Raw genomic sequence first — 23496 nt, forward strand, 5'->3', positions numbered from 1 at the left:
TTTGGCTGGATGATATTAACCGGCGATTATAGCGATAACTCAATCTCAGTGCACGAGAAAACGATAACGTAAGCTGACAAACAGTAGCCCCTTGAGGCCAATATCGCATATAATCTCAACACCCGGTAACGACGCACCTGTTATGAATAATTAAGACTTATCGTGGGTAACGGTAAGTTAGTCGTCGCACCATTCTCAACTAAAAGGCCAAAAGCCATGATCCATAGTATGACTGCTTATGCCCGTCGCGAAATTAAAGGCGATTGGGGCACTGCTGTGTGGGAGATCCGCTCAGTAAATCAACGTTATCTTGAAACCTACATTCGTATGCCTGAGCAATTCCGTAGCTTAGAGCCAGTATTACGTGAGCGTTTCCGTAAACGTCTTGCTCGCGGTAAAGTGGAATGTAATCTACGTTTTGAAGCCAATATTGCCGCAAACACAGCGCTAACCATCAATGAAGCGTTAGCAAAACAAGTTATTACTGCTGCTAAATGGGTAAAAGAAACCGCGGGTGAAGGTAATATCGGCCCATTCCAAGTCCTTAATTGGCCGGGTGTGATGGAAGCGCCAGAGCAAGACTTAGATGCGATTAACAAAGATCTACTGACGGGTTTTGAACTCGCTATGGATGACTTCATTGCCGCACGTGCAAGCGAAGGCGATAACATGAAGCAGCTTATCGACCAACGTCTGGATGCTATTTCGGTTGAAGCAACCAAGGTACGCACTATGATGCCAGAAATCATCAACTGGCAGCGTGAGCGCATTATGTCTCGCCTTGAAGAGGCAAAAGTTGATCTTGATGCGAACCGCATTGAACAAGAGCTGATCATGCTCGCGCAAAAGAGTGATGTCGCAGAAGAGCTTGATCGCCTTGATTCTCACGTGAAAGAAACCCAAAAAATCATCGCAAAAGGTGGCGCATGTGGCCGTCGTTTAGACTTCATGATGCAAGAGTTCAACCGTGAATCTAACACCCTCGCATCAAAATCAATCAACACTGAAGTCACAGCTTCTGCAGTTGAACTTAAAGTCTTGATTGAACAAATGCGCGAACAAATCCAGAATATCGAATAACTCGATAATCGCTCAATCAAGGAAGCCATCGCTTCCTTGGTTGTCGTTGATTAGCTGCTGCAATTATGAAAAACGCATTAAAGCCAACTAGGCTTAAGCTATATCGCACAAAAAGATGAATTTTCCAGCAACTAGCTAATTTCAATTATGCGCAGATCATGATAATCTTCGCGCCCTTCTATCACTGAGTGAAAATAGGCAATGAGCAAAGGTACTCTATACATCGTGTCGGCCCCAAGCGGTGCTGGTAAATCAAGTCTGATTAATGCCCTTCTTGAAACAAACCCGACCTATGACATGAAAGTATCCGTGTCCCACACAACTCGTGGTATGCGCCCGGGTGAAGAACACGGTGTTCATTACAATTTCGTTAGCGTAGAAGAATTTACTGACTTGGTAGAACAAGGTGCATTCCTTGAACATGCAGAAGTATTCGGCAACTACTATGGCACTTCACGCCCATGGATCGAAGAGCAATTAAATAAAGGAATTGATGTATTCCTTGATATCGACTGGCAAGGTGCGCGTCAAATTCGCACACAAATGCCAGCGGCTAAGAGCTTATTCATCCTTCCTCCTTCAAAAGAGGAATTAGAGCGTCGTCTAAATGCGCGCGGTCAAGATAGCGAAGCTGTTATTGAACGTCGTATGCAAGAAGCTCGTTCAGAAATCTCACACTACGATGAGTATGATTATGTTATCGTAAATGATGATTTTGATGTTGCTTTAATCGACTTTAAAGCAATTATTCGTGCTGAACGATTGAAGCAAGACAAACAAGCTGCTAAATATAAGAGCATGTTGTCTGCACTACTAGCAGATCAGTAAGTTATTTTGTACAATTTTCTATTCCTAATTTAATAACCACTGGAGTCCTCCATGGCACGCGTAACCGTTCAAGACGCTGTTGATAAAATTGGCAACCGTTTCGATCTGATCCAAATTGCTGCTCGCCGCGCACGTCAAATGCAAACCGGCGGTAAGGATCCATTGGTTCCTGAAGAAAACGACAAGTACACAGTAATTGCACTTCGTGAAATCGAAGAAGGCCTAATTACTAAAGATATCCTTGATGCTCGTGAGCGTCAGGAACTGCAAGAGCAAGAAGCTGCTGAATTAGCAGCAGTTAGTGCTATTGCTGGCGACCACCGTTAATCAGGGAACCGGGCGAATTGTATCTTTTTGATAGCCTGAAAGAAGTCGCAATCGAGTACCTGCCAGAGCCTCAGCTAGAGGCTCTTAGGCAGGCTTTTCTCGTTGCTCGCGACGCACACGAAGGGCAAACTCGCTCCACTGGCGAGCCTTATATTATCCACCCCGTTGCGGTTGCTCGCATCTTGGCGGAAATGCGTCTCGATATTGAAACGCTCATGGCGGCATTGCTTCATGACGTTATCGAAGATACCGAGGTCACTAAAGAAGATCTCGCCAGCCGTTTTGGCGACACTGTCGCAGAATTGGTCGATGGCGTATCGAAACTCGATAAATTAAAGTTTCGAGATCGAAAAGAAGCACAAGCTGAAAACTTCCGCAAAATGATCATGGCAATGGCGCATGATATTCGCGTAATTTTGATTAAGCTGGCTGACCGTACCCACAATATGCGAACACTCGGTGCCCTTCGCCCCGATAAACGTCGTCGTATTGCCCGCGAAACTCTTGAAATATTCTCTCCTCTAGCCCACCGTCTGGGTATCCATAACATCAAATCTGAACTTGAAGAGCTTGGCTTTGAAGCGTTATACCCAAATCGCTACCGTGTATTAAAGCAAGTGGTAGCTGCGGCGCGTGGTAACCGTAAAGAGATGATCAATAAAATTCACGCTGAAATTGAGGGTCGCCTCAGTGATGCGGGAATTCACGCTACCGTATTAGGTCGTGAGAAAAACTTGTTCTCTATCTATAACAAGATGAAGAACAAAGAGCAGCGTTTCCACTCCATCATGGATATCTATGCTTTCCGTGTACTTGTGAGTGATTTAGATACCTGCTACCGCGTATTAGGACAAGTACATAACCTGTACAAACCCCGTCCTAGCCGCATGAAAGACTACATTGCGATCCCGAAAGCCAATGGCTATCAATCGCTGCATACCTCGCTTGTTGGCCCTCATGGTGTTCCCGTTGAAGTACAGATTCGTACCGAAGACATGGATCAAATGGCAGACAAAGGCGTTGCTGCGCACTGGACCTACAAAGATGGCGAAAGCTCAGGTACTACAGCGCAAGTTAAAGCCCAGCGTTGGATGCAAAGCTTACTTGAACTTCAACAAAGTGCAGGTAGCTCATTTGAATTTATTGAGAACGTAAAATCCGATCTTTTCCCTGATGAGATTTACGTTTTTACCCCGAAAGGCCGTATTGTTGAATTACCTGTTGGCGCAACCGCGGTAGATTTTGCTTACGCCGTGCATACTGATGTCGGTAATGCTTGTGTTGGCTCTCGCGTTGATCGCCAACCTTATCCACTAAGCAAACCACTTAAAAACGGTCAAACCGTTGATATCATTAGTGCTCCTGGCGCTAGACCTAACGCTGCATGGCTTAACTACGTGGTGACATCCCGTGCCCGCACGAAGATCCGCCAAGTGCTGAAAACCATGCGTCGTGACGAGTCGATTACTTTAGGTCGTCGCTTGCTAAACCATGCTCTTGGTGGCACTAATATTGATAATATTGCTAACGAAAATATTACCAAGGTATTGTCTGATCTCAAACTCAGCTCAATGGATGATCTTCTCGCTGAAATCGGCTTAGGTGAAGTGATGAGTGTGGTCATTGCTCGTCGTTTGTTAGGCAATGTCGATGAGCTCACGCCAAAAGAAAATGATCGTCGCTTACCAATTCAAGGCGCTGATGGCATTTTATTAACCTTTGCTAACTGCTGTCATCCGATCCATGGCGATCCAATCATTGCCCATGTTAGTCCAGGGAAAGGGTTAGTGATCCACCGTGAAGAATGTGCCAATGTCCGTGGTTATCGTAAAGAGCCGGATAAGTACATGGCGGTAGAATGGAGTGAAGACTTCGATCAGGAATTTGTTACCAGCTTGAAAGTTGATATGCAAAACCACCAAGGTGCATTAGCCGATCTCACTAACACTATTGCTGCGACAGGCTCGAATATTCAAGGCTTAGCGACGGAAGAAAAAGATGGCCGTTTATACACCATCACCGTTAAGTTAACCACACGTAGCCGCATTCATTTAGCCAACATTATGCGTCGAATTCGTATTATGCCAAATGTCGTACGTGTCGCGCGCCAGAAAAACTAAGCGTTAAGATACGCACAGTTTTCATCATAAAAACGCCCTTTATTGGGCGTTTTGTGTATTTGGCAATAAAGCCTTATTATCATTAACCTATCTCATTTGTTTTCATTAGGTAACCTCCATGACCCCAGATCGTTTTCAACGTATCCACCAAGTATTGGCAACGCGTCAGCCCGATCTGACGGTATGTATGGAAGAAGTCCACAAACCAAATAATGTCTCAGCGATAATCCGCACAGCTGATGCTGTCGGTGTACATAAAGTCCATGCCGTTTGGCCCAAAGAAGGGATGAAAGTATTAAGCCATACTTCGGCTGGTGCGCGTAACTGGGTTGAATTAGATACCCATGATTCTATGGTTGAAGCCGTACAAGCATTAAAAGATCAAGGCATGCAGGTACTGGCTACCAACCTATCTGATACTGCGATTGATTTTCGTGATGTTGATTACACCAAACCAACAGCGATTATTTTAGGCGGAGAGAAAAACGGGATCACAACTGAAGCGCTAGCGATGGCCGATCAAGATATCATCATTCCAATGGTCGGTATGGTGCAGTCATTAAATGTGTCAGTCGCAAGCGCGTTGATTTTGTACGAAGCACAACGCCAACGTCAAAATGCTGGTATGTATGAGCGTGAAAAAACCTTACTACCAGATGATGTCGTTAACCGAATCCTATTTGAACGCGGGCATCCTGTTCTTGCTAAAGTCGCACAACAAAAGGGCTTACCTTACCCACAACTCGATGATCAAGGTCAGATTGTTGCTGATGAAGCATGGTGGGCAGCCATGCAAGCGAAGAAAATGAAAAAACGCCAACCCGCAATGGAGAATAACGAGTAATGAGCGGACAACTCCTCAATACTATTTCGCTAGCTGAACTCTCTGGCGTTGGAGCAAAAATGGCAGAGAAACTGGAAAAGATTGGGCTCCATAATGTCCAAGATTTACTGTTTCACTTACCATTGCGCTATGAGGATCGCACTCGTATTTGGCCTATCAATCGAGCCATGCCAGGGCAACACTTGACCGTTCAAGGTGAAGTCCACCATACCAGTATTACTTTTGGTAAACGTAAAATGCTGGCAGTAAAAATTGGAGACGGCACAGGCTCTGTTACGCTGCGCTTTTTTAATTTCAATGCAGCAATGAAAAATAGCTTTGCTGAAGGTAAACAAGTTAAGGCTTACGGCGAAATCAAAGGCAGTAAATTCGGTCTTGAGATTATTCATCCGGATTACCGTATTTTCTCAGAGCCAACCGAGCTTAGTGTTGAAGAAACCTTAACACCAGTATATCCAACCACTGATGGCTTACGTCAACAGACCCTGCGTAACCTAACCGACCAAGCGCTCAACTTGCTCGATAAGGCCGCGGTGACAGAACTACTGCCTGAAGGTTTATACGACCGTCAAATGACGCTTGCACAGGCATTACGTGCGATGCATCGTCCAACACCTGATATCTCACTAGATCAATTAGAAGCAGGTAAGCATCCTGCTCAACACCGGTTAATTTTAGAAGAATTGTTGGCGCAAAATTTATCGATGTTGGCATTGCGCAGCAAAGGACAACAACATAGTGCTTGGCCACTTGCCGCAAAAGATTCATTAAAGCAGCAACTGCTCGATAGTCTGCCGTTCACTCCAACAGGTGCGCAGCAACGTGTTGTCGCTGACATTGAAACCGATCTTATTAAGCCGCAACCAATGATGCGTTTAGTTCAAGGGGATGTTGGCTCAGGTAAAACCTTAGTTGCCGCTCTTGCCGCCCTACGCGCCATCGAACATGGCTTTCAAGTCGCCTTAATGGCACCAACGGAATTACTGGCAGAGCAACATGCCATCAACTTTGCCAACTGGCTTAATCCTATGGGTATTCAGGTTGGTTGGATGGCAGGTAAGTTGAAAGGCAAAGCGCGCGAAACGGAACTTGCCCGTATTGCGAGTGGTGAAGTGAAGATGGTGGTCGGCACGCATGCCTTATTCCAAGACCACGTTAAATTTGAAAATTTAGCACTCGTTATCATCGATGAACAACACCGATTTGGTGTCCATCAGCGTTTAGAGCTACGAGAAAAAGGGGCCAATGAGGGTCGCTATCCACATCAGTTAGTCATGACAGCAACCCCCATTCCACGTACTCTTGCCATGACAGCTTATGCCGATATGGATACCTCGGTCATTGATGAACTGCCCCCCGGCCGAACACCGATCCAAACTGTTGCCTTACCCGATGCCCGTCGCCCTGAAATTATCGAGCGTATTCGATCAGCTTGCGTTAATGAAGGACGCCAAGCCTATTGGGTATGTACCTTGATTGATGAATCAGAAGTGTTGGAAGCCCAAGCCGCCTCAGATACTGCCGATGAACTGACGGGTTTACTGCCTGATTTAAAAATTGGTTTAGTACACGGACGAATGAAAGCCGCAGAAAAACAAGCGGTGATGGCAAGTTTCAAAGCTGGTGAGCTGAATTTGTTAGTTGCCACAACCGTGATTGAAGTCGGAGTGGATGTACCCAATGCCAGTTTAATGGTGATTGAAAACCCTGAACGATTAGGCTTAGCGCAGCTCCACCAGCTACGTGGACGTGTCGGTCGAGGAAAAGTTGCGAGTCACTGTGTATTGCTTTATCACGCCCCCCTGTCTAAAACCGCACAAAAGCGTTTAGGGGTATTACGTCAAAGTAGTGATGGTTTTGTGATCGCCCAACGAGATTTAGAAATTCGTGGCCCAGGTGAATTATTAGGTACCAAACAAACCGGTATTGCTGAATTTAAGGTCGCCGATCTTATCCGTGACCAATACATGATCCCACAAGTGCAGAAGCTGGCTCGCTATATTCATGACAGTTACCCCGATAACGCCAAAGCCATCATTGATCGCTGGCTAGGACAACGAGAAAACTACTCAAACGCTTAGTTATTGGTAAAGTACAAATACAACAAAGCCCACATTACCGCGCGGTAATGTGGGCTTTTCATTTGCTGACTTACTTCATTTTATGTAGTGGTAACGTCACTTCAACGCGTAAACCACCTTCGCTGCGGTTACGCACTAAAATAACACCATCATGCTGATCAACAATACGCTTCACAATCGCAAGTCCTAACCCTGTCCCTTCCGCTTCACTACCGCGAGCGGAATCACCACGCGTAAGGGGTTGGAACATCTTAGTGACCTGATCAGGCGCAATACCCGGCCCATCGTCTTCAACACAGAACCATACCGATTTACGATCAGCAGAAGCCCCACTCGAGATCTTCACCCAACCCTTACCATAGCGCTGCGCGTTCACCACAAGATTGGCTACCGCACGTTTAAGCGCAACTGCGTTTGCTGACACCGAACCTGGGATCTCACCGAGTTGCTGATCAATTGTTTTACCGTAACTGCCTTCAGTATGCGCAACATCAATCAACAAGGTATTCAGGTCGATATCTTCTTCTTCCTGCTTCTTGGTCGATTTTAGATAATCCATAAACTGACTAATGATCGCGTTACACTCTTCGGTATCAGTGATCATCGATTCCGCTAAATAACTATCTTCAGGTGACATCATTTCTGTAGCCAGACGAATACGGGTTAATGGTGTACGTAAGTCGTGGCTGACGCCTGCCATTAACAGTGCGCGATCGTCTTCTAGCTGTTTAATGCCCTGTGACATCTGATTGAAGGCTTTGGTGACTGAGCGAATTTCAGAGGCACCTTGCTCAGGAAGTTGTGGCGGCGTTTCACCACGTCCCACCATAAGTGCAGCCTGTTCCAATTCCATTAATGGACGGTTTTGGATCCGAATGAATAACCAGCCGCCAGCAATCACAAGAAAGGCAATGATCAGGCTATAGCGAAATAGCGGCGCAAAGTCTTCTTCTTGCAGCTCGGATAACGGGACCCGCATTAAGAAATTTGGCATCGCATCGGTTTTTAGCCACAGCACATAACTGTCAGCACCGAGCAATAAACGCACATCGGTTGGCGAACCAAGATCTTTGGTCATCTGCTCACTGAGATAACCGATATGCATCGCATCATGGAAAGGTTTGGCCGCTTCACTACCAGGCGCGACTAAGGTGAGACCTAACTCTTCTAATAGTTTACGACGAAGAGGACGGTCAAGGTGTACACATTGATCATCCGGCATCACCAATTCATCGTTAAGCATCAATTTTACTTCATAAGATAAAATGCGGTTGAATTGCTGAATACTGGGTAATAAGGCGTAATTAACTATGGTCAGATACGAAAAAATCTGGCTTGCGATAAGCAAGCCAGCTAATAGGATTAACGTTCGACCAAATGTGCTTTTTGGCGATAAACGCATGGCTTACGCCTCGCGACCATCAGGAACGAAGACGTAACCTAAACCCCACACTGTTTGGATATAACGTGGACGGCTTGGATCTTCTTCAACCATACGACGTAAACGTGAGATTTGTACGTCGATAGAACGCTCCATTGCAGAATACTCACGACCACGCGCCATATTCATCAACTTATCACGTGACATCGGCTCACGGGCATTAGTAACCAATGCTTTTAATACCGCAAACTCACCAGACGTTAATGGCATAGGAACATCGCCACGGAACATTTCACGGGTACCTAAGTTTAAACGGAATTCGCCAAATTCAATCATCTTACTATCAACACTAGGTGCGCCCGGTGCTTCAATTGTTTGACGACGTAGTACCGCACGAATACGCGCTAACAGCTCTCGTGGGTTAAACGGTTTAGGCAGATAATCATCAGCGCCCACTTCAAGACCAACAATGCGATCAACCTCATCACCTTTTGCTGTTAGCATCAAAATAGGTAACATGTTATTGGCATTACGTAAGCGACGACAAATTGATAAGCCATCTTCACCTGGTAGCATTAAATCTAACACCATTAGATGAAACGTTTCGCGGGCTAATAGACGATCCATTTGCTCGCCATTTGCCACACTTCGAACCTGAAATCCTTGCTCAGATAAATAACGTTCTAATAGCGCGCGTAAGCGCATGTCATCATCAACAACCAGAATTTTGTAATTTTCTTGCATAATCCACCTTCAGCGGTCGAGGTCTTGAGCTTTTGCCGTAGTGTACGTCAGCTCACTAAACAGACTCAGAATTTCCTGCGTTTTTTTCAGGCAAATATGTAACAGAGTATGTATATTCGTTTTATGCGCCAGATAAGCGCCTGAGTCAATTAAGTAATTATAAAAAAGCTAAAATGAAGTGAAAACTAGGGTTGCACTCTGTTTTATCTTAGTGAAAAGACACCTGCTCTCTGTTATATCTCATCTTTAATTTCTACATAATTTGAAACTTACCGCGACAATTTATTATTGCGCTTATTGACCCATCCGTCTAAGCGTTAGATCATCGCCCCATTCCTCGTTCACGTCATGTTATAAGGATAGCTATGAGAACCAACCTGGTGACGCGTGAAGGTTACAATAAATTAAAAAAAGAACTTGATTTCCTATGGCGTGAAGATCGCCCTGAAGTGACCAAGAAAGTCACTTGGGCTGCCAGTCTGGGTGATAGATCTGAAAATGCCGACTACCAATACAATAAAAAACGCTTGCGTGAAATTGACCGTCGCGTCCGCTTTCTACGTAAACGCTTAGATGTATTAAAGGTGATTGATTACTCCCCGCAACAAGATGGCAAAGTCTTCTTTGGTGCTTGGGTGGAAATTGAAAATGAAGCGGGAGAAACAAAGACCTTTCGCATCGTTGGTCCTGACGAAATTTATGGCAGAAACGACTATATCTCAATTGATTCTCCCATGGCGCGGGCACTACTCAGCAAAGAAGTCGATGATGATATTGTCGTTACCACTCCGCTTGGCAAGAAAGAATGGTTTATCAATGAAATTCGCTACGACACCGACATTGAGTAATTAAATCATCATTACTGCATACGATAGAAGCCGTTCGTTATGTACACGGCTTCTTTTCCGATCTTTTTTCTGCTCACTGACACACTCTTAACATCGGTAAACTTGCCACTCTCATCGGGAGACGTAGAATGTAAGCTTAACGATAAACAAGAGATACCTACGGATGAGCAACTCTATCAATCAGCTGATTGCCAGCGAACTGAATGTTCGAAATGAACAAATCAATGCAGCAGTCACACTGCTCGATGATGGTAACACCGTGCCTTTTATTGCCCGTTACCGTAAAGAAGTCACTGGCGGCTTGGATGATACCCAACTTCGTAATTTAGAATCACGTTTAGGCTACTTACGTGAGCTCGATGATCGTCGTCAGGTCATTTTAAAATCGATTACTGAGCAAGGTAAATTGACCCCTGCGCTAGAGGCTGAAATCAAGACAGCAGACAGTAAGACCCGTCTTGAAGATCTTTACTTGCCTTACAAGCCTAAGCGCCGCACTAAAGGTCAAATTGCCATTGAAGCCGGTATTGAGCCTTTAGCTGATCTGCTTTGGAGCCAACCAGACAACACTCCTGAGCAAGCAGCTGAACAATTTTTGAATCCAGAGCAAGGCTTTGCTGATACCAAAGCAGTACTGGATGGCGCTCGCGCAATCTTAATGGAGCGCTTTGCTGAAGATGCAACCTTGCTTGATAAAATCCGTCGCCAGTTAAACGGTCAAGCAGAACTGACTTCACGTCTTGTCGATGGCAAAGAGCACGATGGTGCGAAATTTAAAGATTACTTTGAATATAACGAGCCATTAAAAACCATTCCATCTCACCGCGCACTCGCGCTATTTCGTGGGCGTAATGAAGGCTTCCTACAATTAGCATTGAATGCTGATCCCAACCAAGATGAAGGCGTGCGAGGCTCTTACTGTGAAGTGATTATTGCCGATCACTACGGCGTAAAACTGGGCTCGGCACCAGCTGATGCATGGCGTAAGCAAGTGATAAGTTGGGCATGGCGCATTAAGATTTTAATGCACATGGAAACCGAACTGATGAGCGCACTGCGTGAAAAAGCCGAAGATGGCGCGATGCAAGTGTTCGCCGACAACCTGAAAGATTTGCTAATGGCTGCCCCTGCCGGTCCTCGCGTCACACTAGCACTCGATCCTGGTTTACGAACAGGGAGTAAGATTGCAGTGGTTGATGAAACCGGCAAGTTACTCGATACTGCCACCATCTACCCGCACCAACCCCACAACAAAATTGCAGAATCAAGCAAAGTTGTTTTAGCCTTAATCAACAAGCATAACGTTAACTTAATTGCGATTGGTAATGGTACTGCTTCACGTGAAACAGATGCGTTTGTTGCCAAACTACTTAAAGATAATAATCTAAAAGTACAAAGCGTAATGGTGAGTGAAGCCGGTGCATCGGTATACTCTGCATCAGAGCTTGCTGCAAATGAATTCCCAAACCTAGATGTTTCTATCCGTGGCGCGGTGTCTATTGGTCGTCGCCTGCAAGACCCATTAGCAGAGTTAGTAAAAATTGATCCGAAATCTATCGGTGTAGGTCAATACCAACACGATGTTAGCCAAAACATGTTAGCGAAACGCCTCGATGCTGTCGTAGAAGACTGTGTAAACGCCGTGGGTGTGGATGTCAATACTGCATCTGCTGCACTACTGACACGCGTGGCAGGTTTGAACGCCACCATCGCACAAAACATCGTGAACTACCGTGATGAAAATGGTCGCTTTGATGCGCGTACAGCCCTGAAAAAAGTCGGCCGTTTAGGGCCAAAAGCCTTTGAGCAGTGCGCTGGATTCTTACGGATAATGAACGGTAAAAACCCACTTGATAGCTCTGCAGTTCACCCAGAATCTTATGCGGTAGTTAAAGCTATTTCGGCTGCTAATAATAAACCGGTTGATGCGATCATAGGTAACACCGATTTCCTACGTAGCTTAAAAGCCGCTGATTACACCGATGCTGATTTCGGCTTACCAACGGTAACCGACATCATTAGCGAGCTGGATAAACCTGGTCGAGATCCTCGTCCTGAGTTTAAAACAGCCACCTTTGCCGAAGGCGTTAATGAAGTAAAAGATCTGATCCCTGGCATGGTATTAGAAGGCGTGATCACTAACGTGACTAACTTCGGTGCTTTTGTTGATGTCGGCGTACACCAAGATGGTTTAGTCCATATCTCCGCCCTGTCTGATAAGTTCGTTTCAGATCCGCGCGAAGTGGTAAAAGCCGGTGATATCGTCAAAGTGAAAGTGATGGAAGTGGATTTACAGCGTAAGCGTATTGGTATGTCGATGCGTCTGTCTGATGAGCCAGGACAAGAGAAGCCGACTCGTCAACCTCGCGATAATTCAGCACGTCCTGCACGAAGTCAACCTCGTCAACGTGATAACGGTAATGCCGCAATGGGTGGTGCGTTTGCAGCAGCCTTTGCTAATGCCAAGAAAAAATAAGCTAACGTCTTATTAGGTTAAACAAAAAGCCAGACGAGATGTCTGGCTTTCTTTTATCTACTAGAAATCAAATCACTTGTAGATATTCTGTTGGCGGGTTTGGCACACTGGCTTGTGCATACTTAAATGCCACCACCCCTTTAGTCCGCTCGTTTTGATTAATTTTATCTAATTGCTCAAGTAATTCTCGCGGTAATTTAATGTGCATGCTGTAACCCAGTGCACTGTCTTTCTCAAGATAATTACTGGCAGATAGCAGATCAACAAGACGGGCAATATCCTCTTGATAACCTTTTAAAATTTCATCATCTTGCTTATCATAATCCGGATGTTCACTCGGATCCCAACTTGGTTTTTTTAGCTGTTTCTCTTCACTGGTTATTGGCTTTTCATCTGCCGCCGCACTACTTGCAGTTAACGGGACAATTTTTTCTCGCACTCGGTTATCTCGCGCAACTTGATCGGTTGGCGGATTGACCGTTGTGGCTAATGGCACACCACCAGCTTGTAGAGGAGAAATATTCATACCGAAAACAAATTCACCATGTGCAAAGTAAACAAACCCAAGTGGTTACTATTTAATCATAACGGTAATTTTTAAGATACAACAGCATCTTCAGCAATAAACTGCCGCACTGCAGCGATAAATTCATCAGGATGTGAAATAAACGGTGCATGAGATGCAGACTGAAAAACATAACTCAATGACTGTGGGCAGAGCTTGCTAATCGCGGCTTCTGTTTTAACGGGTACCAAGCCATCTAAGCGGCCATACATTCGTAGCCAAGGTTGAGTGAGCAATGACAGTTCTGCTCGCTGATCAACGGTTTCAAGTAACATTAACCCCAGCGCCAAGGCTGAGGGTTGTGGCGTCGGCCGTTCAAGTACGGCTTGCTTTAAATTCTTTATATCCTGTCGGGCTGTCGGGCTGCCCATCGCTTGTAACGCTAAGAATCGCTCTACCGTTAAGTTAAAATCAGAGGCGAGCTGTGATTGAAAATTCCTGAGTACATCCGGTTTGATCCCTCGCCATTTTTCTCGCGCCATAAAACTTGGCGAACTGGCTAAAGTCATTAATTGTGTTACACGCTCAGGTGCAAGTAATGCCGCTTGCGTTGCCACTAGACCACCCAGTGACCAGCCTAACCACGCTGCTTTCTGAGGGGCGCGCGCTAATACCGCTTGCGTGATCTCGACCAAGGACTCCGCAGTAACATCACCGCTATAACCGTAACCCGGTAAATCACACCAATGCACAGTAAAATGCTCAGCGAGGGCTGGGATCACATCTTGCCATACCGCACCATTCATTCCCCAGCCATGAATGAGAACCAGATCCGAGCCTTGACCTTTACTGTGCCAATCAAGCATTACCGCCATTACACTTCCTTATTCGGTTTTTTGAGGTTTTGTTTATGATGCCAAAAAACACAACGGCTTGGCTATCTCACACCTGCCGTAAACTATTATTTCGCCACTGTAGCTTATGTCAGTTACCACTCGAACCCAATGATGATTATTGGTGTCATTATTGTCTTTCTCAATTTCCATCCCCGCCTTACTGCCAACGATGTGGTACAACGACTTTAAACGCTGAACAATATTGTGGGCAGTGTTTGACGACTCCGCCACCTTGGCAACGATTGTATCGTTTAGGTGAGTACCAACCGCCTCTACAGCAATTAGTTAGCCAATTTAAATTTGGGAAAAAGTTCTGGCTTGCAAAACCATTAGCCAAACAATTAGCAAAACAAATTACCGACCCCGCCCCTTTATTGCTTCCTGTTCCGTTGCACCGCTGGCGTTATTGGCAACGAGGATTTAACCAAAGTCATTACTTAGCGTTAGCCTTAGCTCGTGAACTTAGTACCCAAGTTGATCACAATGTATTGGTGAGGACTCGCCATACTCAAGCACAAAAATCCCTGACAAAAAAACAACGTAAAACTAATTTAGCCAATGCCTTTGCTATTAAAGACTGTGCGCTTCCGCAGCATGTGGCCTTGGTTGATGATGTCGTTACAACTGGAACAACCGTGGCATTATTAACCAAAAGACTCCACCAGCAAGGCGTAAAGCGCGTTGATATAATTACGATTTGTCATACCGAAAAACCCGTATAGTCATCACTTATAACAAAAAAGTCGCGCATTATGATGTAAAACGTGGTGAAATTAAAAATGCTAATATTAGGGATGATAGAACGTCTCTCTAAGAGTAGAATAGAGAAAACTCACTAAATAGGTCAGGTATTACGTCGTGTCAATGATCACTATTACTGAAAGCGCTCAGCAGCACTTCGGCAAGCTTCTTGCCCAGCAGCCTGAGGGTACTAATATCCGTGTTTTTGTTGTTAACCCAGGCACTCAAAGTGCTGAGTGTGGTGTATCCTACTGCCCACCTGAAGCGGTTGAAGCAAGCGACACCGAAATCAAACTAGAGCTATTTTCTGCTTTTCTTGATGAGCTAAGCCTGCCATTTTTAGAAGATGCTGAAATTGATTTTGTTACTGACAAAATGGGCTCACAACTTACACTTAAAGCACCGAATGCAAAAGTGCGTAAAGTGTCTGATGATGCACCATTGATGGAGCGTGTTGATTACGTTATCCAAACCCAAGTTAACCCACAACTTGCCGGTCATGGTGGTCACGTTTCTTTATCAGAAATCACTGAAGATGGCGTTGCTATCTTACAGTTCGGTGGTGGCTGTAATGGTTGTTCAATGGTTGATGTCACACTGAAAGAAGGCATCGAAAAAGAGCTACTCGCACAGTTTGAAGGTGAGCTAACTGGCGTTCGTGATATTACCGATCACGCACGTGGTGAGCATTCATACTACTAATTTTTAGTATGAACGGAAAATCAAAAAGCCGCATATAAGATGCGGCTTTTTCGTTTTGAAACCAAGATGCTCGTTATAATACGGTGAGAGTGACTCTCTTTCGTCCCCAGCGTTTTGCGGCACGAATGTCTTTCCCCATGTAAATATCAATCTTATTACGCCAACGGGGATTCATTTTATCCAGCACAACATATTCACCGGGCAAACCTGATATTTTAACCTTTACACCTCGTTTTAATCCTTTTTTCAACAAATCCCGTGAAACGGCAATTACTTTCATCCCTGGTTTTAACCTATCTCCCCATGCAGCAATGTTAGGGTGTGAGCTTGTCTGCGCCCTAACAGAATTATACGCTGTCGCTGTCACATGCATTTTTTTATGGGTAGTAGCAAAGCTATTTACGCTAAACACCAATGCAATAGTCAGTAAGAAATAAGCAAGAATATTCTTTTTCATATCCAACACCCGGCTAAAAAGTGCTCGCATTTTAACCAAAAGAACATCAGGTTTGATAGCTTTTTTTGCTCAAAATTAATACAAAATGTATATTTTAAATCTAACTTACTGTTTTAATGCAGGAGATAAGAAAATATTTTTTTTCCACTGGTAACCGAAAATAACCGCTAATGTCACACCACGTAATGCCATAAAACCTAACATCGCCGCCCATAATGCATGGTTGCCATAGCTATCCATTAACCACCAAATGGCAAAAAAGCCACTGGTTGCAACAAACATACTGTTGCGCATAACTCGCCCTTGCGTCGCGCCAACAAAGACGCCATCCAGTAAAAAACACCACATAGCGACTAATGGTACTGCAGCAAGCCAAGGCAAATAAATATCAGCTTCAGCTTGAACCGCGGGAAGATCGGAGATCAAACTTACTATGCGCTCACCACCTAAAGAAAATGCCAATGTAAGCGCAACAGATATTATAAAACTCCAAAATGTAGTGTTAATTAAATAACGTCCTAACTGATCACGATTGTTCGCACCAACGGCTTTTCCTACTAATGCTTCCATCGCATAAGCAAAACCGTCCATGGCATAAGACACCAACATTAAAAAGCTCATTAACACAGCGTTTGCCGCGACTACATTATCGCCTAGTGTTGCACCTTGGAAAGTCATAAAGGTAAACGTCGCTTGTAAGCACAAGCTCCGTAAAAAGATATCTCGGTTTAATTTAAGTAGTCGCCCCATACCATGTCGCGCAGCCATAATTTTTTCTTTTAACGGCGGCAAACCTAACGCTAACCATTGACGAGAAACAAACCATAACCCTAATAACATACCACTATAATCAGCTAGTACCGACGCAGAAGCAGCACCTTGAACTTTCCAGCCAAAGCCTAATACAAACAGAACATCCAAAAGAATATTAACAAGGTTAGTGATGATCAAAAGCCACATTGGCAACTTGGCATTTTGCGCCCCAAGTAACCAGCCCATGATGACAAAGTTTGCTAAAGCGGCAGGCGCTCCCCAAATACGGATTGAAAAGTATTGCTCTGCGTAAACTTTCACTTCATTACTAGCATCACTGAAATGGAAAATAGCACTGCTGACAGGTTGGTGTAAGGCAATAAGAATAAACGCGAGTAACCATGCCAACGCGATACCTTGAACAAAAATAGCCGCTTGCCCATGTTTATCTTCTCGGCCAAAAGCTTGCGCCGTAATCCCTGTGGTTGCCATGCGTAAGAAACCCAACAACCAGAATGTAACGTTGATCATGGTACCGCCAACCGCGACGCCACCGAGATACCACGACTTATCAAGGTGTCCGATCACAGCAGCATCCACCAGCCCGAGTAACGGTACTGTAATGTTTGAAAGTACCATTGGCAGGGCTAATGCAAACACCTGATAATGTAATGATTTGTCTTTTAATGCTGCTAGCACGTACTACCTCTGCCGCGATAATTTTTGTTATATAGCAGAGCAGTTTAACCAGTTGATTATGGCGACAAAAGTCTTATTGATTAAAGCGTATAAGATCTGTCGTTCATCGGAGAGACTAACCATACCAAGGTAGTCACCAATGATAGGTAAGAAGTACTACAAATAAAGCCAATAAATGCCCACTAATGCGGTCAGTAATAACATGGCGACGACTTTTGGTTTCGTCATCGTAAGGTAATCACGCCAAACCGCTATCGCTGGCGAACGAACTCGACTGGAATGAAGCCGTTGTGATTTATCCATGCGTAGCGCTCTCCGATGCAAAAGACTCTACCTCTAATGGGGAGCGGCAATTGCATATCAGGCGATAACAGGTGGTGACAACGGTAAGTAGTAAGATTAATCCAACTACATTGTGCGCAACGGCAATCAGTAACGGCAAGTTAGCAAGCACATTGGTAATGCCTAATATTATTTGTATCGCTAATCCCCCTATCATCGCAATGCTATAGCGACGTAAGGGCGGTTTAAGCCACAGCAACCCAGCCAACACCAACACCAAAACCGCTGTGATAATTGCACCAATACGATGAGTAACATGAATAGAGACCCTTTGGGCATAATCTAAAACGCCATATTCATAGCTACTGTGTTGAGGTTGAATCAATTCAAACGCGCGAGGATCAAATATTCCCTGCCAATCCCCTTCGCATATCGGTAATTGTGTGCATACAACAGCGGCATAATTAGCCGCTGTCCAGCCTCCTAATGCAATTTGGCTTATCACAACAACTAAAGCTGCAATTGCTGCGCTTTTGAGTACCGTTAAATATCGATGTGATAATGATAAATGGGGTTTAAAACCCTCTTGATAGAAAAGGGGGTTAGGTTGAATCCGCAAACGTAGTAGCCACAATAACGATACAATAGTAAAACCGCCTAACAAATGCGCCATCACCACAACAGGCATAAGTTGCATGGTAACCGTCCACATTCCAAGTAACGCTTGAAAAGAAACCACACCCAATAACAAACTGGGTAACAATTTAGGCCGTCCACTTCGGCTCCATGCCATAACAGCAATCATTACCACCAAAAGACCTAGCGAGCCTGCAATATAGCGATGTACCATTTCATTCCATGCTTTTACTGGTTCAACGGGCGAGTCAGGGTAAATCGTTTGTGCTGCTTGTAATTGTGATTCCGTTTGCGGTACTGACATGAACCCATAACAGCCAGGCCAATCGGGACACCCTAAACCCGCATCCGTTAACCGCGTATAAGCCCCCATCCCAACCACAATCAAAGAGAGAAAAAAGGCAGCGGTGACTAAAAAGTAGAACGGTTTATCTTTTTGCGTTTTATGCATAATCAACCCCACTATTTATGACATTTAGCCAATTTTTGATACTTTTAGCAGCCTTTTTAAATCACGTAAGATGTCTTTACCTTGTGCTAAAATGGCCTGTGGTTCAGCCTCTAGCGGATAGGCCATCATCACATTGCCATGAGGATCGGCTAGGTATACTGCATTGAGTCCATATTGAGATGGCGCAAATTGCTCATATTCTGCTGTGTTGCTGCGATAGCGTTGCAGATTTTCAACATCAACGGGAACGACGGTTGTTGGTTCAACGGGGGCGAGCAGCAAAACACTTCTCACCCGATCTTGATAAGCCCCAACAGCAAGAGGCATTTGCTTTAAGTGAAATAATGCACCTTCACAACGGCTATCACATTGTTGAGGCAACCAATAAATAAGTTGCCACTTTCCAGACGCAAGCCAATTTGCCGTCAACGGTGGAGTTAATAATTGACCTTTATTGGTGACACCACCGCTATACCACTGTTGGGTTAAGATTAATTTCGCTAGGATGATAGGCAGTAAAAACATCACACCTAATAACATTAAAACCTGATATTTTTTCATTCCTTATTCCCTCTTATATAGCCACCACCCAGCCATCCCTAATACCGCAAAGGCTAAAACAAACCACTGCGTGGCGTAGCCATAATGCTTATCTGCTTTCATCACGATAGGGGTCCAATTTTGTTTAAGCGCGAGAGGATTCGTAGCTGCAATTTGAACCACCCATTGCGGTAGAGCGCGATTTAATTGTTGTGACAGCCATGCCGGTTCAATATTTTGTACCCGTAACGGCCAACTCACGGCAGATGATTCTGGTTTGAGTTGTAATAATGAGGTGGTTGGTGCAATTAGACCGGTAATGACTTTTTCGCCACTAAATTGTGGTAACACGGGATATAACTCACGATAAGGAGGCGCGGCAATCCAGCCCAGATTGACCAATATCCATTGACCTTGGCTAAGGAAAGGGAGATAAAAATGGTAGCCTGCTTGACCATTATTTAGTTGGTTATCAAGTAAGATCGGATGCTGATTATCAAACACGCCAGTAAGCGCCACATTATGCCAAACGGGCGTACTGGGTAATTGCGTAATATCAGAGATAGGTTCGGTCTGAATCGTTTCTTCGACTCGCTGCTGTAATTGAAGCTTTTCAGCTGCTCGGCTTAATTGCCAAAAGCCTAATCGCCCTAACATACACACCACGATGAAAGTAAAAATAACAAAAGCAACTTTTCGCATCGATGTTTCCTCCATCCCTATTGGTTGAAAACAGCTATCCTTAAATAAGCGCTTAATGTGTTATCACCCCTATTCAATCAGAGGCTTTCGATGTTGATAAAAATACTGCTTATCGGCTTATTACTGGTGATCATCGTCAATCTTTTTAAAGCCCTCCCAATCATGTTAAAAGGTCAATCATCACGCCCAATGTCGCATTACTTAGGCTGGCGTATTGGCTTATCTGTCGTTGTTTTTAGCCTGATTGTGATTGCTTTATTAACTGGGGTTATCACCCCCAACCCTCGCCCGTATTAATCTTGTATCTTCAAAATAAACACTAAAGAATATAAACAAACAGAAATAAACCTAACCACACCACATCAACAAAGTGCCAATACCAAGCGCCTGCTTGAAATGCAAAATGATGTTCAGGCGTAAAGTGCCCTTTTAAAATTCGACACCACACAATAAACAAGATAATCGCACCAAGCGTGACATGAACGCCATGAAACCCAGTTAACATAAAGAAGGTATTACCATAAATCCCTGCATCTAATCGTAGGTTCATGTCTTCATAAGCATGGACATATTCAACACCTTGTAAGTACACAAACACCGCGCCTAGTAATACTGTAAGCAACAGTAGCAACTTCAATCGAGGACGATTATTTTGCTCTAATGCAGTATGAGCAAAATGTAATGTCACCGATGATGTCAGTAATAAAATGGTGTTATAAAGCGGCAAACCTATTGGCCCCATCGCTTGGGTTTCGGTGCCATCTGGCGTTTTTTCCAATGGCCACATGGCGACAAAGTCCGGCCACAACACCGCATTGGTCATGACATTATTACTTGCACCACCCAGCCATGGCACAGCAATCATTCGGGCATAAAATAGCGCGCCAAAGAAAGCAGCGAAGAACATCACTTCTGAGAAAATAAACCAGCTCATTCCCTGACGAAACGAGCGATCCATCTGCGCACTATAAAGCCCCGCCATAGATTCTCGGATCACATCACGGAACCAACCCACTAGCATTAATAAAATTAGCCCCACACCTACCAATAAGATCCAAGGACCTTGACCGCCAAACAGATCTCCGACAGTCGCGCCAGCACCTAACGCTATAAGAAATAAAGCAATTGCCCCCACTATGGGCCATGCACTTTCATCGGGGACATAATATTTCGTTGTTGGCGGTAAGTTATCGGTTTCACTATAGGGCTTTGACATTATCCACCTCACTGTGTTGCTCAATCACAGGGTTATCCTTGTCCGTTGCAACGTTGAATAGGGTGTAAGCTAAAGTCAGTGTTTCTATCTCTTTCGGCAAGTCAGGGTCGATATAGAACACCAACGGCAATTCTGCATTTTCACCACCCTCTAAAGGCTGATGATTAAAACAAAAACATTCGATTTTATTGAAATACTTCGCCGCTACGCCCGGTGTTACCGAGGGCACAGCTTGTCCGATAGTGGCGACTTTATTTAAGTTTTTCGCATCGTATTTAATGATTTTTGTTTCACCAGGATGCACCGTGATTTGCTTTACCTGAGGCGTAAATTGCCACCTCACACCTGGATTAATGTAGGCAACAAATTCAACCGTCACTTCTCGGCTGGTATCCACTCGATCACTGGTTTCTGTGGGTGTTGTAGCTGTTTTTCCATTGATCCCCGTGATATCGCAAAACACGTCATAAAGGGGAACCAACGCAAAAGCAAAGCCAAACATCCCAACTGCTGCGGCAATTAACCCCCACAATGATCGCTGTTTTTTCGGCTCATCCATCACGCCTCCTAAGGATCAATCTTGGGCGGTGTTGAAAAGGTGTGATATGGCGCAGGTGATGCGACTGTCCACTCCAACCCTTCAGCACCTTCCCATGGTTTGGCAGGTGCTTTTTCTCCCCCTCGAATACATTTCACCAAGACCGCGATAAATATCAATTGAGAGACCCCAAACAAGAAACCACCAATACTGACCACGGCATTAATATCTGCAAATTGCAGGGCATAGTCAGGAATACGACGTGGCATACCCGCCAATCCTAAAAAATGCATTGGGAAAAATAAGATGTTGACCGAGATCAGCGAACACCAGAAGTGCCATTGCGCCAAACGCTCATCAAACATGTGTCCCGTCCACTTTGGTAACCAATAATAGGCAGCAGCCATGATCGAAAAGATAGCGCCAGTGACTAACACATAATGGAAATGGGCAACTACAAAATAGGTATCATGATATTGAAAATCAGCAGGCGTAATAGCGAGCATCAATCCAGAAAAACCGCCAATGGTAAAGAGCACAATAAACGCAATAGCAAACAACATTGGCACTTCAAAAGTTAATGATCCTCGCCACATCGTTGCCACCCAGTTAAAGACTTTCACCCCCGTAGGGACTGAAATCAACATGGTGCAATACATGAAAAATAGCTCTGCTGCGACAGGCATCCCCGTGGTGAACATGTGGTGTGCCCAGACGATAAAGCTTAACCCAGCAATGGATGCCGTGGCGTACACCATAGAGCTATAACCAAAGAGTTTCTTGCGCGAAAAAGCAGGGATAATGGCAGAAATAATACCGAAACTCGGCAAAATCATAATATAAACTTCAGGGTGACCAAAGAACCAGAAAATATGCTGGAACATCACCGGATCACCACCACCCGCCGCATCAAAAAAGCTCGTACCAAAATATTTATCGGTTAATACCATGGTCACTGCGCCTGCTAAAACAGGCATAACCGCGATAAGTAAAAATGCGGTGATCAACCATGTCCAAACAAAGAGTGGCATTTTCATATACGTCATGCCTGGTGCGCGCATATTCACGATGGTCACGACAACGTTAATCGCTCCCATGATTGAGCTAATTCCCATTATATGAATGGCAAACACAAACAATCCCGTACTCGGTGGGCTATATGTTGTTGAAAGTGGCGCATAGAATGTCCAACCAAAATTAGGCCCGCCCCCTTCCATAAAAAGAGAGGCTAACAACAAGCTAAATGCAAAAGGCAGGATCCAAAAGCTCCAGTTATTCATCCTTGGCAAAGCCATATCTGGTGCCCCAATCATCATTGGGATCATCCAGTTCGCTAATCCCGTAAAAGCGGGCATCACGGCGCCAAACACCATAATCAAACCATGAACTGTGGTCATCTGATTAAAAAAGTTGGGCTCCACTAACTGTAAGCCCGGTTGAAATAATTCAGCCCGAATAACCATCGCCATTGCGCCGCCAACAAAAAACATGGTTAAACTAAACAGCAAATATAGGGTGCCGATATCTTTATGATTGGTGGTAAATAACCAACGCTTTAGCCCTTTCGCAGGATGCGAATGATGGTCGTGTTCTGTGTCAGTACAGCCAGCAGTATCAATTTCAGCTTCTTGGCGCATCATATCCGTCAT

The 23496-nt window shown here is 44.7% G+C and carries 23 protein-coding genes and 1 pseudogene; 11 read left to right on the forward strand and 13 right to left on the reverse strand.

Annotated elements, in window-relative coordinates; translation table 11 throughout:
• Positions 1-216: 216 nt before the first annotated feature.
• The 6 genes from C9J41_RS13185 (at position 217) to recG (ending at position 7280) form a co-directional block, all read left to right on the forward strand.
• Positions 217-1080 (forward strand): YicC/YloC family endoribonuclease, encoded by an 864-nt coding sequence (locus C9J41_RS13185; RefSeq protein WP_107207520.1) that lies wholly within the window; start codon positions 217-219, stop codon positions 1078-1080.
• A gap of 201 nt (positions 1081-1281) precedes the next feature.
• The gene (gene gmk / locus C9J41_RS13190; RefSeq protein ID WP_107207440.1) at positions 1282-1908 is read left to right on the forward strand and encodes a guanylate kinase; all 627 of its coding nucleotides are present in this window, start codon (positions 1282-1284) and stop codon (positions 1906-1908) included.
• A 51-nt stretch (positions 1909-1959) separates the two neighbouring features.
• Complete coding sequence (gene rpoZ, locus C9J41_RS13195) at positions 1960-2235, forward strand: DNA-directed RNA polymerase subunit omega (RefSeq protein WP_005371960.1); 276 nt, start codon at positions 1960-1962, stop codon at positions 2233-2235.
• A 17-nt stretch (positions 2236-2252) separates the two neighbouring features.
• Positions 2253-4355 carry a bifunctional GTP diphosphokinase/guanosine-3',5'-bis pyrophosphate 3'-pyrophosphohydrolase gene (spoT, locus tag C9J41_RS13200; protein WP_107207439.1) on the forward strand — a complete coding sequence of 701 codons (2103 nt, stop codon included), beginning with the start codon at positions 2253-2255 and terminating at the stop codon, positions 4353-4355.
• A gap of 118 nt (positions 4356-4473) precedes the next feature.
• The gene (trmH, locus tag C9J41_RS13205) at positions 4474-5199 is read left to right on the forward strand and encodes a tRNA (guanosine(18)-2'-O)-methyltransferase TrmH (protein ID WP_107292472.1); all 726 of its coding nucleotides are present in this window, start codon (positions 4474-4476) and stop codon (positions 5197-5199) included.
• Positions 5199-7280, forward strand: coding sequence for an ATP-dependent DNA helicase RecG (gene recG, locus C9J41_RS13210; RefSeq protein ID WP_107292471.1), 2082 nt, complete (start codon positions 5199-5201; stop codon positions 7278-7280). Before trmH ends, recG begins: the two co-directional genes overlap by 1 nt.
• Positions 7281-7350: 70 nt before the next feature.
• Here the strand turns inward: recG and envZ are convergent, their stop codons facing one another.
• On the reverse strand, positions 7351-8682 hold the full coding sequence (gene envZ, locus C9J41_RS13215; protein ID WP_107247047.1) for a two-component system sensor histidine kinase EnvZ: 1332 nt from the start codon (positions 8680-8682) through the stop codon (positions 7351-7353).
• Positions 8683-8685: 3 nt separating this feature from the next.
• Positions 8686-9405, reverse strand: coding sequence for a two-component system response regulator OmpR (gene ompR, locus C9J41_RS13220; RefSeq protein ID WP_005371969.1), 720 nt, complete (start codon positions 9403-9405; stop codon positions 8686-8688).
• Positions 9406-9770: 365 nt separating this feature from the next.
• On the opposite strand from ompR, the gene greB reads away from it, so the two are divergent.
• A complete protein-coding gene (gene greB / locus C9J41_RS13225) occupies positions 9771-10253 on the forward strand; it encodes a transcription elongation factor GreB (protein ID WP_105061157.1) in 483 nt (160 codons plus the stop codon).
• A gap of 163 nt (positions 10254-10416) precedes the next feature.
• Entirely contained in the window at positions 10417-12729 is a 2313-nt protein-coding gene (locus C9J41_RS13230; protein WP_107294687.1) for a Tex family protein, read from the forward strand.
• 67 nt (positions 12730-12796) lie between these two features.
• Here the strand turns inward: C9J41_RS13230 and C9J41_RS13235 are convergent, their stop codons facing one another.
• Both C9J41_RS13235 and bioH read right to left on the reverse strand, forming a co-directional pair.
• Positions 12797-13255 carry an ATP-dependent Lon protease gene (locus C9J41_RS13235; protein ID WP_105061159.1) on the reverse strand — a complete coding sequence of 153 codons (459 nt, stop codon included), beginning with the start codon at positions 13253-13255 and terminating at the stop codon, positions 12797-12799.
• Between the two features lie 71 nt (positions 13256-13326).
• Positions 13327-14109, reverse strand: a complete 783-nt coding sequence (gene bioH, locus C9J41_RS13240) for a pimeloyl-ACP methyl ester esterase BioH (RefSeq protein WP_107247044.1) — start codon at positions 14107-14109, stop codon at positions 13327-13329.
• Between the two features lie 35 nt (positions 14110-14144).
• Here bioH and C9J41_RS13245 point away from each other — a divergent pair, with 35 nt between their 5' ends.
• Both C9J41_RS13245 and nfuA read left to right on the forward strand, forming a co-directional pair.
• Entirely contained in the window at positions 14145-14852 is a 708-nt protein-coding gene (locus tag C9J41_RS13245; protein WP_107208649.1) for a ComF family protein, read from the forward strand.
• 142 nt (positions 14853-14994) lie between these two features.
• Positions 14995-15573 (forward strand): Fe-S biogenesis protein NfuA, encoded by a 579-nt coding sequence (gene nfuA, locus C9J41_RS13250; protein ID WP_005371977.1) that lies wholly within the window; start codon positions 14995-14997, stop codon positions 15571-15573.
• A gap of 73 nt (positions 15574-15646) precedes the next feature.
• Here the strand turns inward: nfuA and C9J41_RS13255 are convergent, their stop codons facing one another.
• The 6 genes and pseudogenes from C9J41_RS13255 to C9J41_RS13280 all read right to left on the reverse strand — a co-directional run bounded on the left by C9J41_RS13255 (position 15647) and on the right by C9J41_RS13280 (position 20093).
• Positions 15647-16030: a 3D domain-containing protein gene (locus tag C9J41_RS13255; protein WP_107208650.1), complete on the reverse strand. Its 384-nt coding sequence runs from the start codon at positions 16028-16030 to the stop codon at positions 15647-15649.
• A 105-nt stretch (positions 16031-16135) separates the two neighbouring features.
• A complete protein-coding gene (gene dinF, locus C9J41_RS13260) occupies positions 16136-17482 on the reverse strand; it encodes an MATE family efflux transporter DinF (protein ID WP_107208651.1) in 1347 nt (448 codons plus the stop codon).
• A gap of 174 nt (positions 17483-17656) precedes the next feature.
• Positions 17657-17785, reverse strand: a pseudogene (locus C9J41_RS13265) (protoheme IX farnesyltransferase); the annotation flags it as partial.
• Complete coding sequence (locus C9J41_RS13270) at positions 17778-18851, reverse strand: heme A synthase (RefSeq protein WP_107247042.1); 1074 nt, start codon at positions 18849-18851, stop codon at positions 17778-17780. The pseudogene C9J41_RS13265 and the gene C9J41_RS13270, both read right to left, overlap by 8 nt.
• Positions 18852-18875: 24 nt before the next feature.
• A complete protein-coding gene (locus tag C9J41_RS13275; protein ID WP_107208653.1) occupies positions 18876-19412 on the reverse strand; it encodes a cytochrome oxidase in 537 nt (178 codons plus the stop codon).
• Positions 19413-19415: 3 nt separating this feature from the next.
• Positions 19416-20093, reverse strand: a complete 678-nt coding sequence (locus C9J41_RS13280; protein ID WP_107208654.1) for an SURF1 family protein — start codon at positions 20091-20093, stop codon at positions 19416-19418.
• Between the two features lie 90 nt (positions 20094-20183).
• On the opposite strand from C9J41_RS13280, the gene C9J41_RS13285 reads away from it, so the two are divergent.
• Positions 20184-20390 (forward strand): DUF2909 domain-containing protein, encoded by a 207-nt coding sequence (locus C9J41_RS13285; protein ID WP_105061168.1) that lies wholly within the window; start codon positions 20184-20186, stop codon positions 20388-20390.
• 22 nt (positions 20391-20412) lie between these two features.
• On the opposite strand, the gene C9J41_RS13290 is transcribed toward C9J41_RS13285, so the two are convergent.
• Genes C9J41_RS13290 through ctaD form a run of 3 tightly spaced genes read right to left on the reverse strand, consistent with a single transcriptional unit; the run spans position 20413 to position 23496 of the window.
• The gene (locus C9J41_RS13290; protein ID WP_107208655.1) at positions 20413-21309 is read right to left on the reverse strand and encodes a cytochrome c oxidase subunit 3; all 897 of its coding nucleotides are present in this window, start codon (positions 21307-21309) and stop codon (positions 20413-20415) included.
• Entirely contained in the window at positions 21293-21868 is a 576-nt protein-coding gene (locus C9J41_RS13295; protein WP_107208656.1) for a cytochrome c oxidase assembly protein, read from the reverse strand. Before C9J41_RS13295 ends, C9J41_RS13290 begins: the two co-directional genes overlap by 17 nt.
• An 8-nt stretch (positions 21869-21876) precedes the next feature.
• Positions 21877-23496, reverse strand: a complete 1620-nt coding sequence (gene ctaD / locus C9J41_RS13300) for a cytochrome c oxidase subunit I (RefSeq protein WP_107208657.1) — start codon at positions 23494-23496, stop codon at positions 21877-21879.

This window comes from Photobacterium sp. GB-50 (assembly GCF_003026755.1).
Taxonomy (GTDB): domain Bacteria; phylum Pseudomonadota; class Gammaproteobacteria; order Enterobacterales; family Vibrionaceae; genus Photobacterium.

Excerpts from the sequence above, each read along its gene's own strand:
- gmk (WP_107207440.1), top strand. The coding sequence starts at position 1,282 with ATGAGCAAAGGTACTCTATACATCGTGTCGGCCCCAAGCGGTGCTGGT.
- trmH (WP_107292472.1), top strand. The coding sequence starts at position 4,474 with ATGACCCCAGATCGTTTTCAACGTATCCACCAAGTATTGGCAACGCGT.
- ompR (WP_005371969.1), bottom strand. The coding sequence starts at position 9,405 with ATGCAAGAAAATTACAAAATTCTGGTTGTTGATGATGACATGCGCTTA.
- C9J41_RS13270 (WP_107247042.1), bottom strand. The coding sequence starts at position 18,851 with ATGCATAAAACGCAAAAAGATAAACCGTTCTACTTTTTAGTCACCGCT.
- nfuA (WP_005371977.1), top strand. The coding sequence starts at position 14,995 with ATGATCACTATTACTGAAAGCGCTCAGCAGCACTTCGGCAAGCTTCTT.
- recG (WP_107292471.1), top strand. The coding sequence starts at position 5,199 with ATGAGCGGACAACTCCTCAATACTATTTCGCTAGCTGAACTCTCTGGC.
- C9J41_RS13185 (WP_107207520.1), top strand. The coding sequence starts at position 217 with ATGATCCATAGTATGACTGCTTATGCCCGTCGCGAAATTAAAGGCGAT.
- bioH (WP_107247044.1), bottom strand. The coding sequence starts at position 14,109 with ATGGCGGTAATGCTTGATTGGCACAGTAAAGGTCAAGGCTCGGATCTG.
- C9J41_RS13285 (WP_105061168.1), top strand. The coding sequence starts at position 20,184 with ATGTTGATAAAAATACTGCTTATCGGCTTATTACTGGTGATCATCGTC.
- C9J41_RS13230 (WP_107294687.1), top strand. The coding sequence starts at position 10,417 with ATGAGCAACTCTATCAATCAGCTGATTGCCAGCGAACTGAATGTTCGA.
- C9J41_RS13235 (WP_105061159.1), bottom strand. The coding sequence starts at position 13,255 with ATGAATATTTCTCCTCTACAAGCTGGTGGTGTGCCATTAGCCACAACG.
- envZ (WP_107247047.1), bottom strand. The coding sequence starts at position 8,682 with ATGCGTTTATCGCCAAAAAGCACATTTGGTCGAACGTTAATCCTATTA.
- C9J41_RS13280 (WP_107208654.1), bottom strand. The coding sequence starts at position 20,093 with ATGCGAAAAGTTGCTTTTGTTATTTTTACTTTCATCGTGGTGTGTATG.
- C9J41_RS13245 (WP_107208649.1), top strand. The coding sequence starts at position 14,145 with ATGATGCCAAAAAACACAACGGCTTGGCTATCTCACACCTGCCGTAAA.
- C9J41_RS13275 (WP_107208653.1), bottom strand. The coding sequence starts at position 19,412 with ATGAAAAAATATCAGGTTTTAATGTTATTAGGTGTGATGTTTTTACTG.
- rpoZ (WP_005371960.1), top strand. The coding sequence starts at position 1,960 with ATGGCACGCGTAACCGTTCAAGACGCTGTTGATAAAATTGGCAACCGT.
- C9J41_RS13255 (WP_107208650.1), bottom strand. The coding sequence starts at position 16,030 with ATGAAAAAGAATATTCTTGCTTATTTCTTACTGACTATTGCATTGGTG.
- ctaD (WP_107208657.1), bottom strand. The coding sequence starts at position 23,496 with ATGACGGATATGATGCGCCAAGAAGCTGAAATTGATACTGCTGGCTGT.
- greB (WP_105061157.1), top strand. The coding sequence starts at position 9,771 with ATGAGAACCAACCTGGTGACGCGTGAAGGTTACAATAAATTAAAAAAA.
- C9J41_RS13295 (WP_107208656.1), bottom strand. The coding sequence starts at position 21,868 with ATGGATGAGCCGAAAAAACAGCGATCATTGTGGGGGTTAATTGCCGCA.
- C9J41_RS13290 (WP_107208655.1), bottom strand. The coding sequence starts at position 21,309 with ATGTCAAAGCCCTATAGTGAAACCGATAACTTACCGCCAACAACGAAA.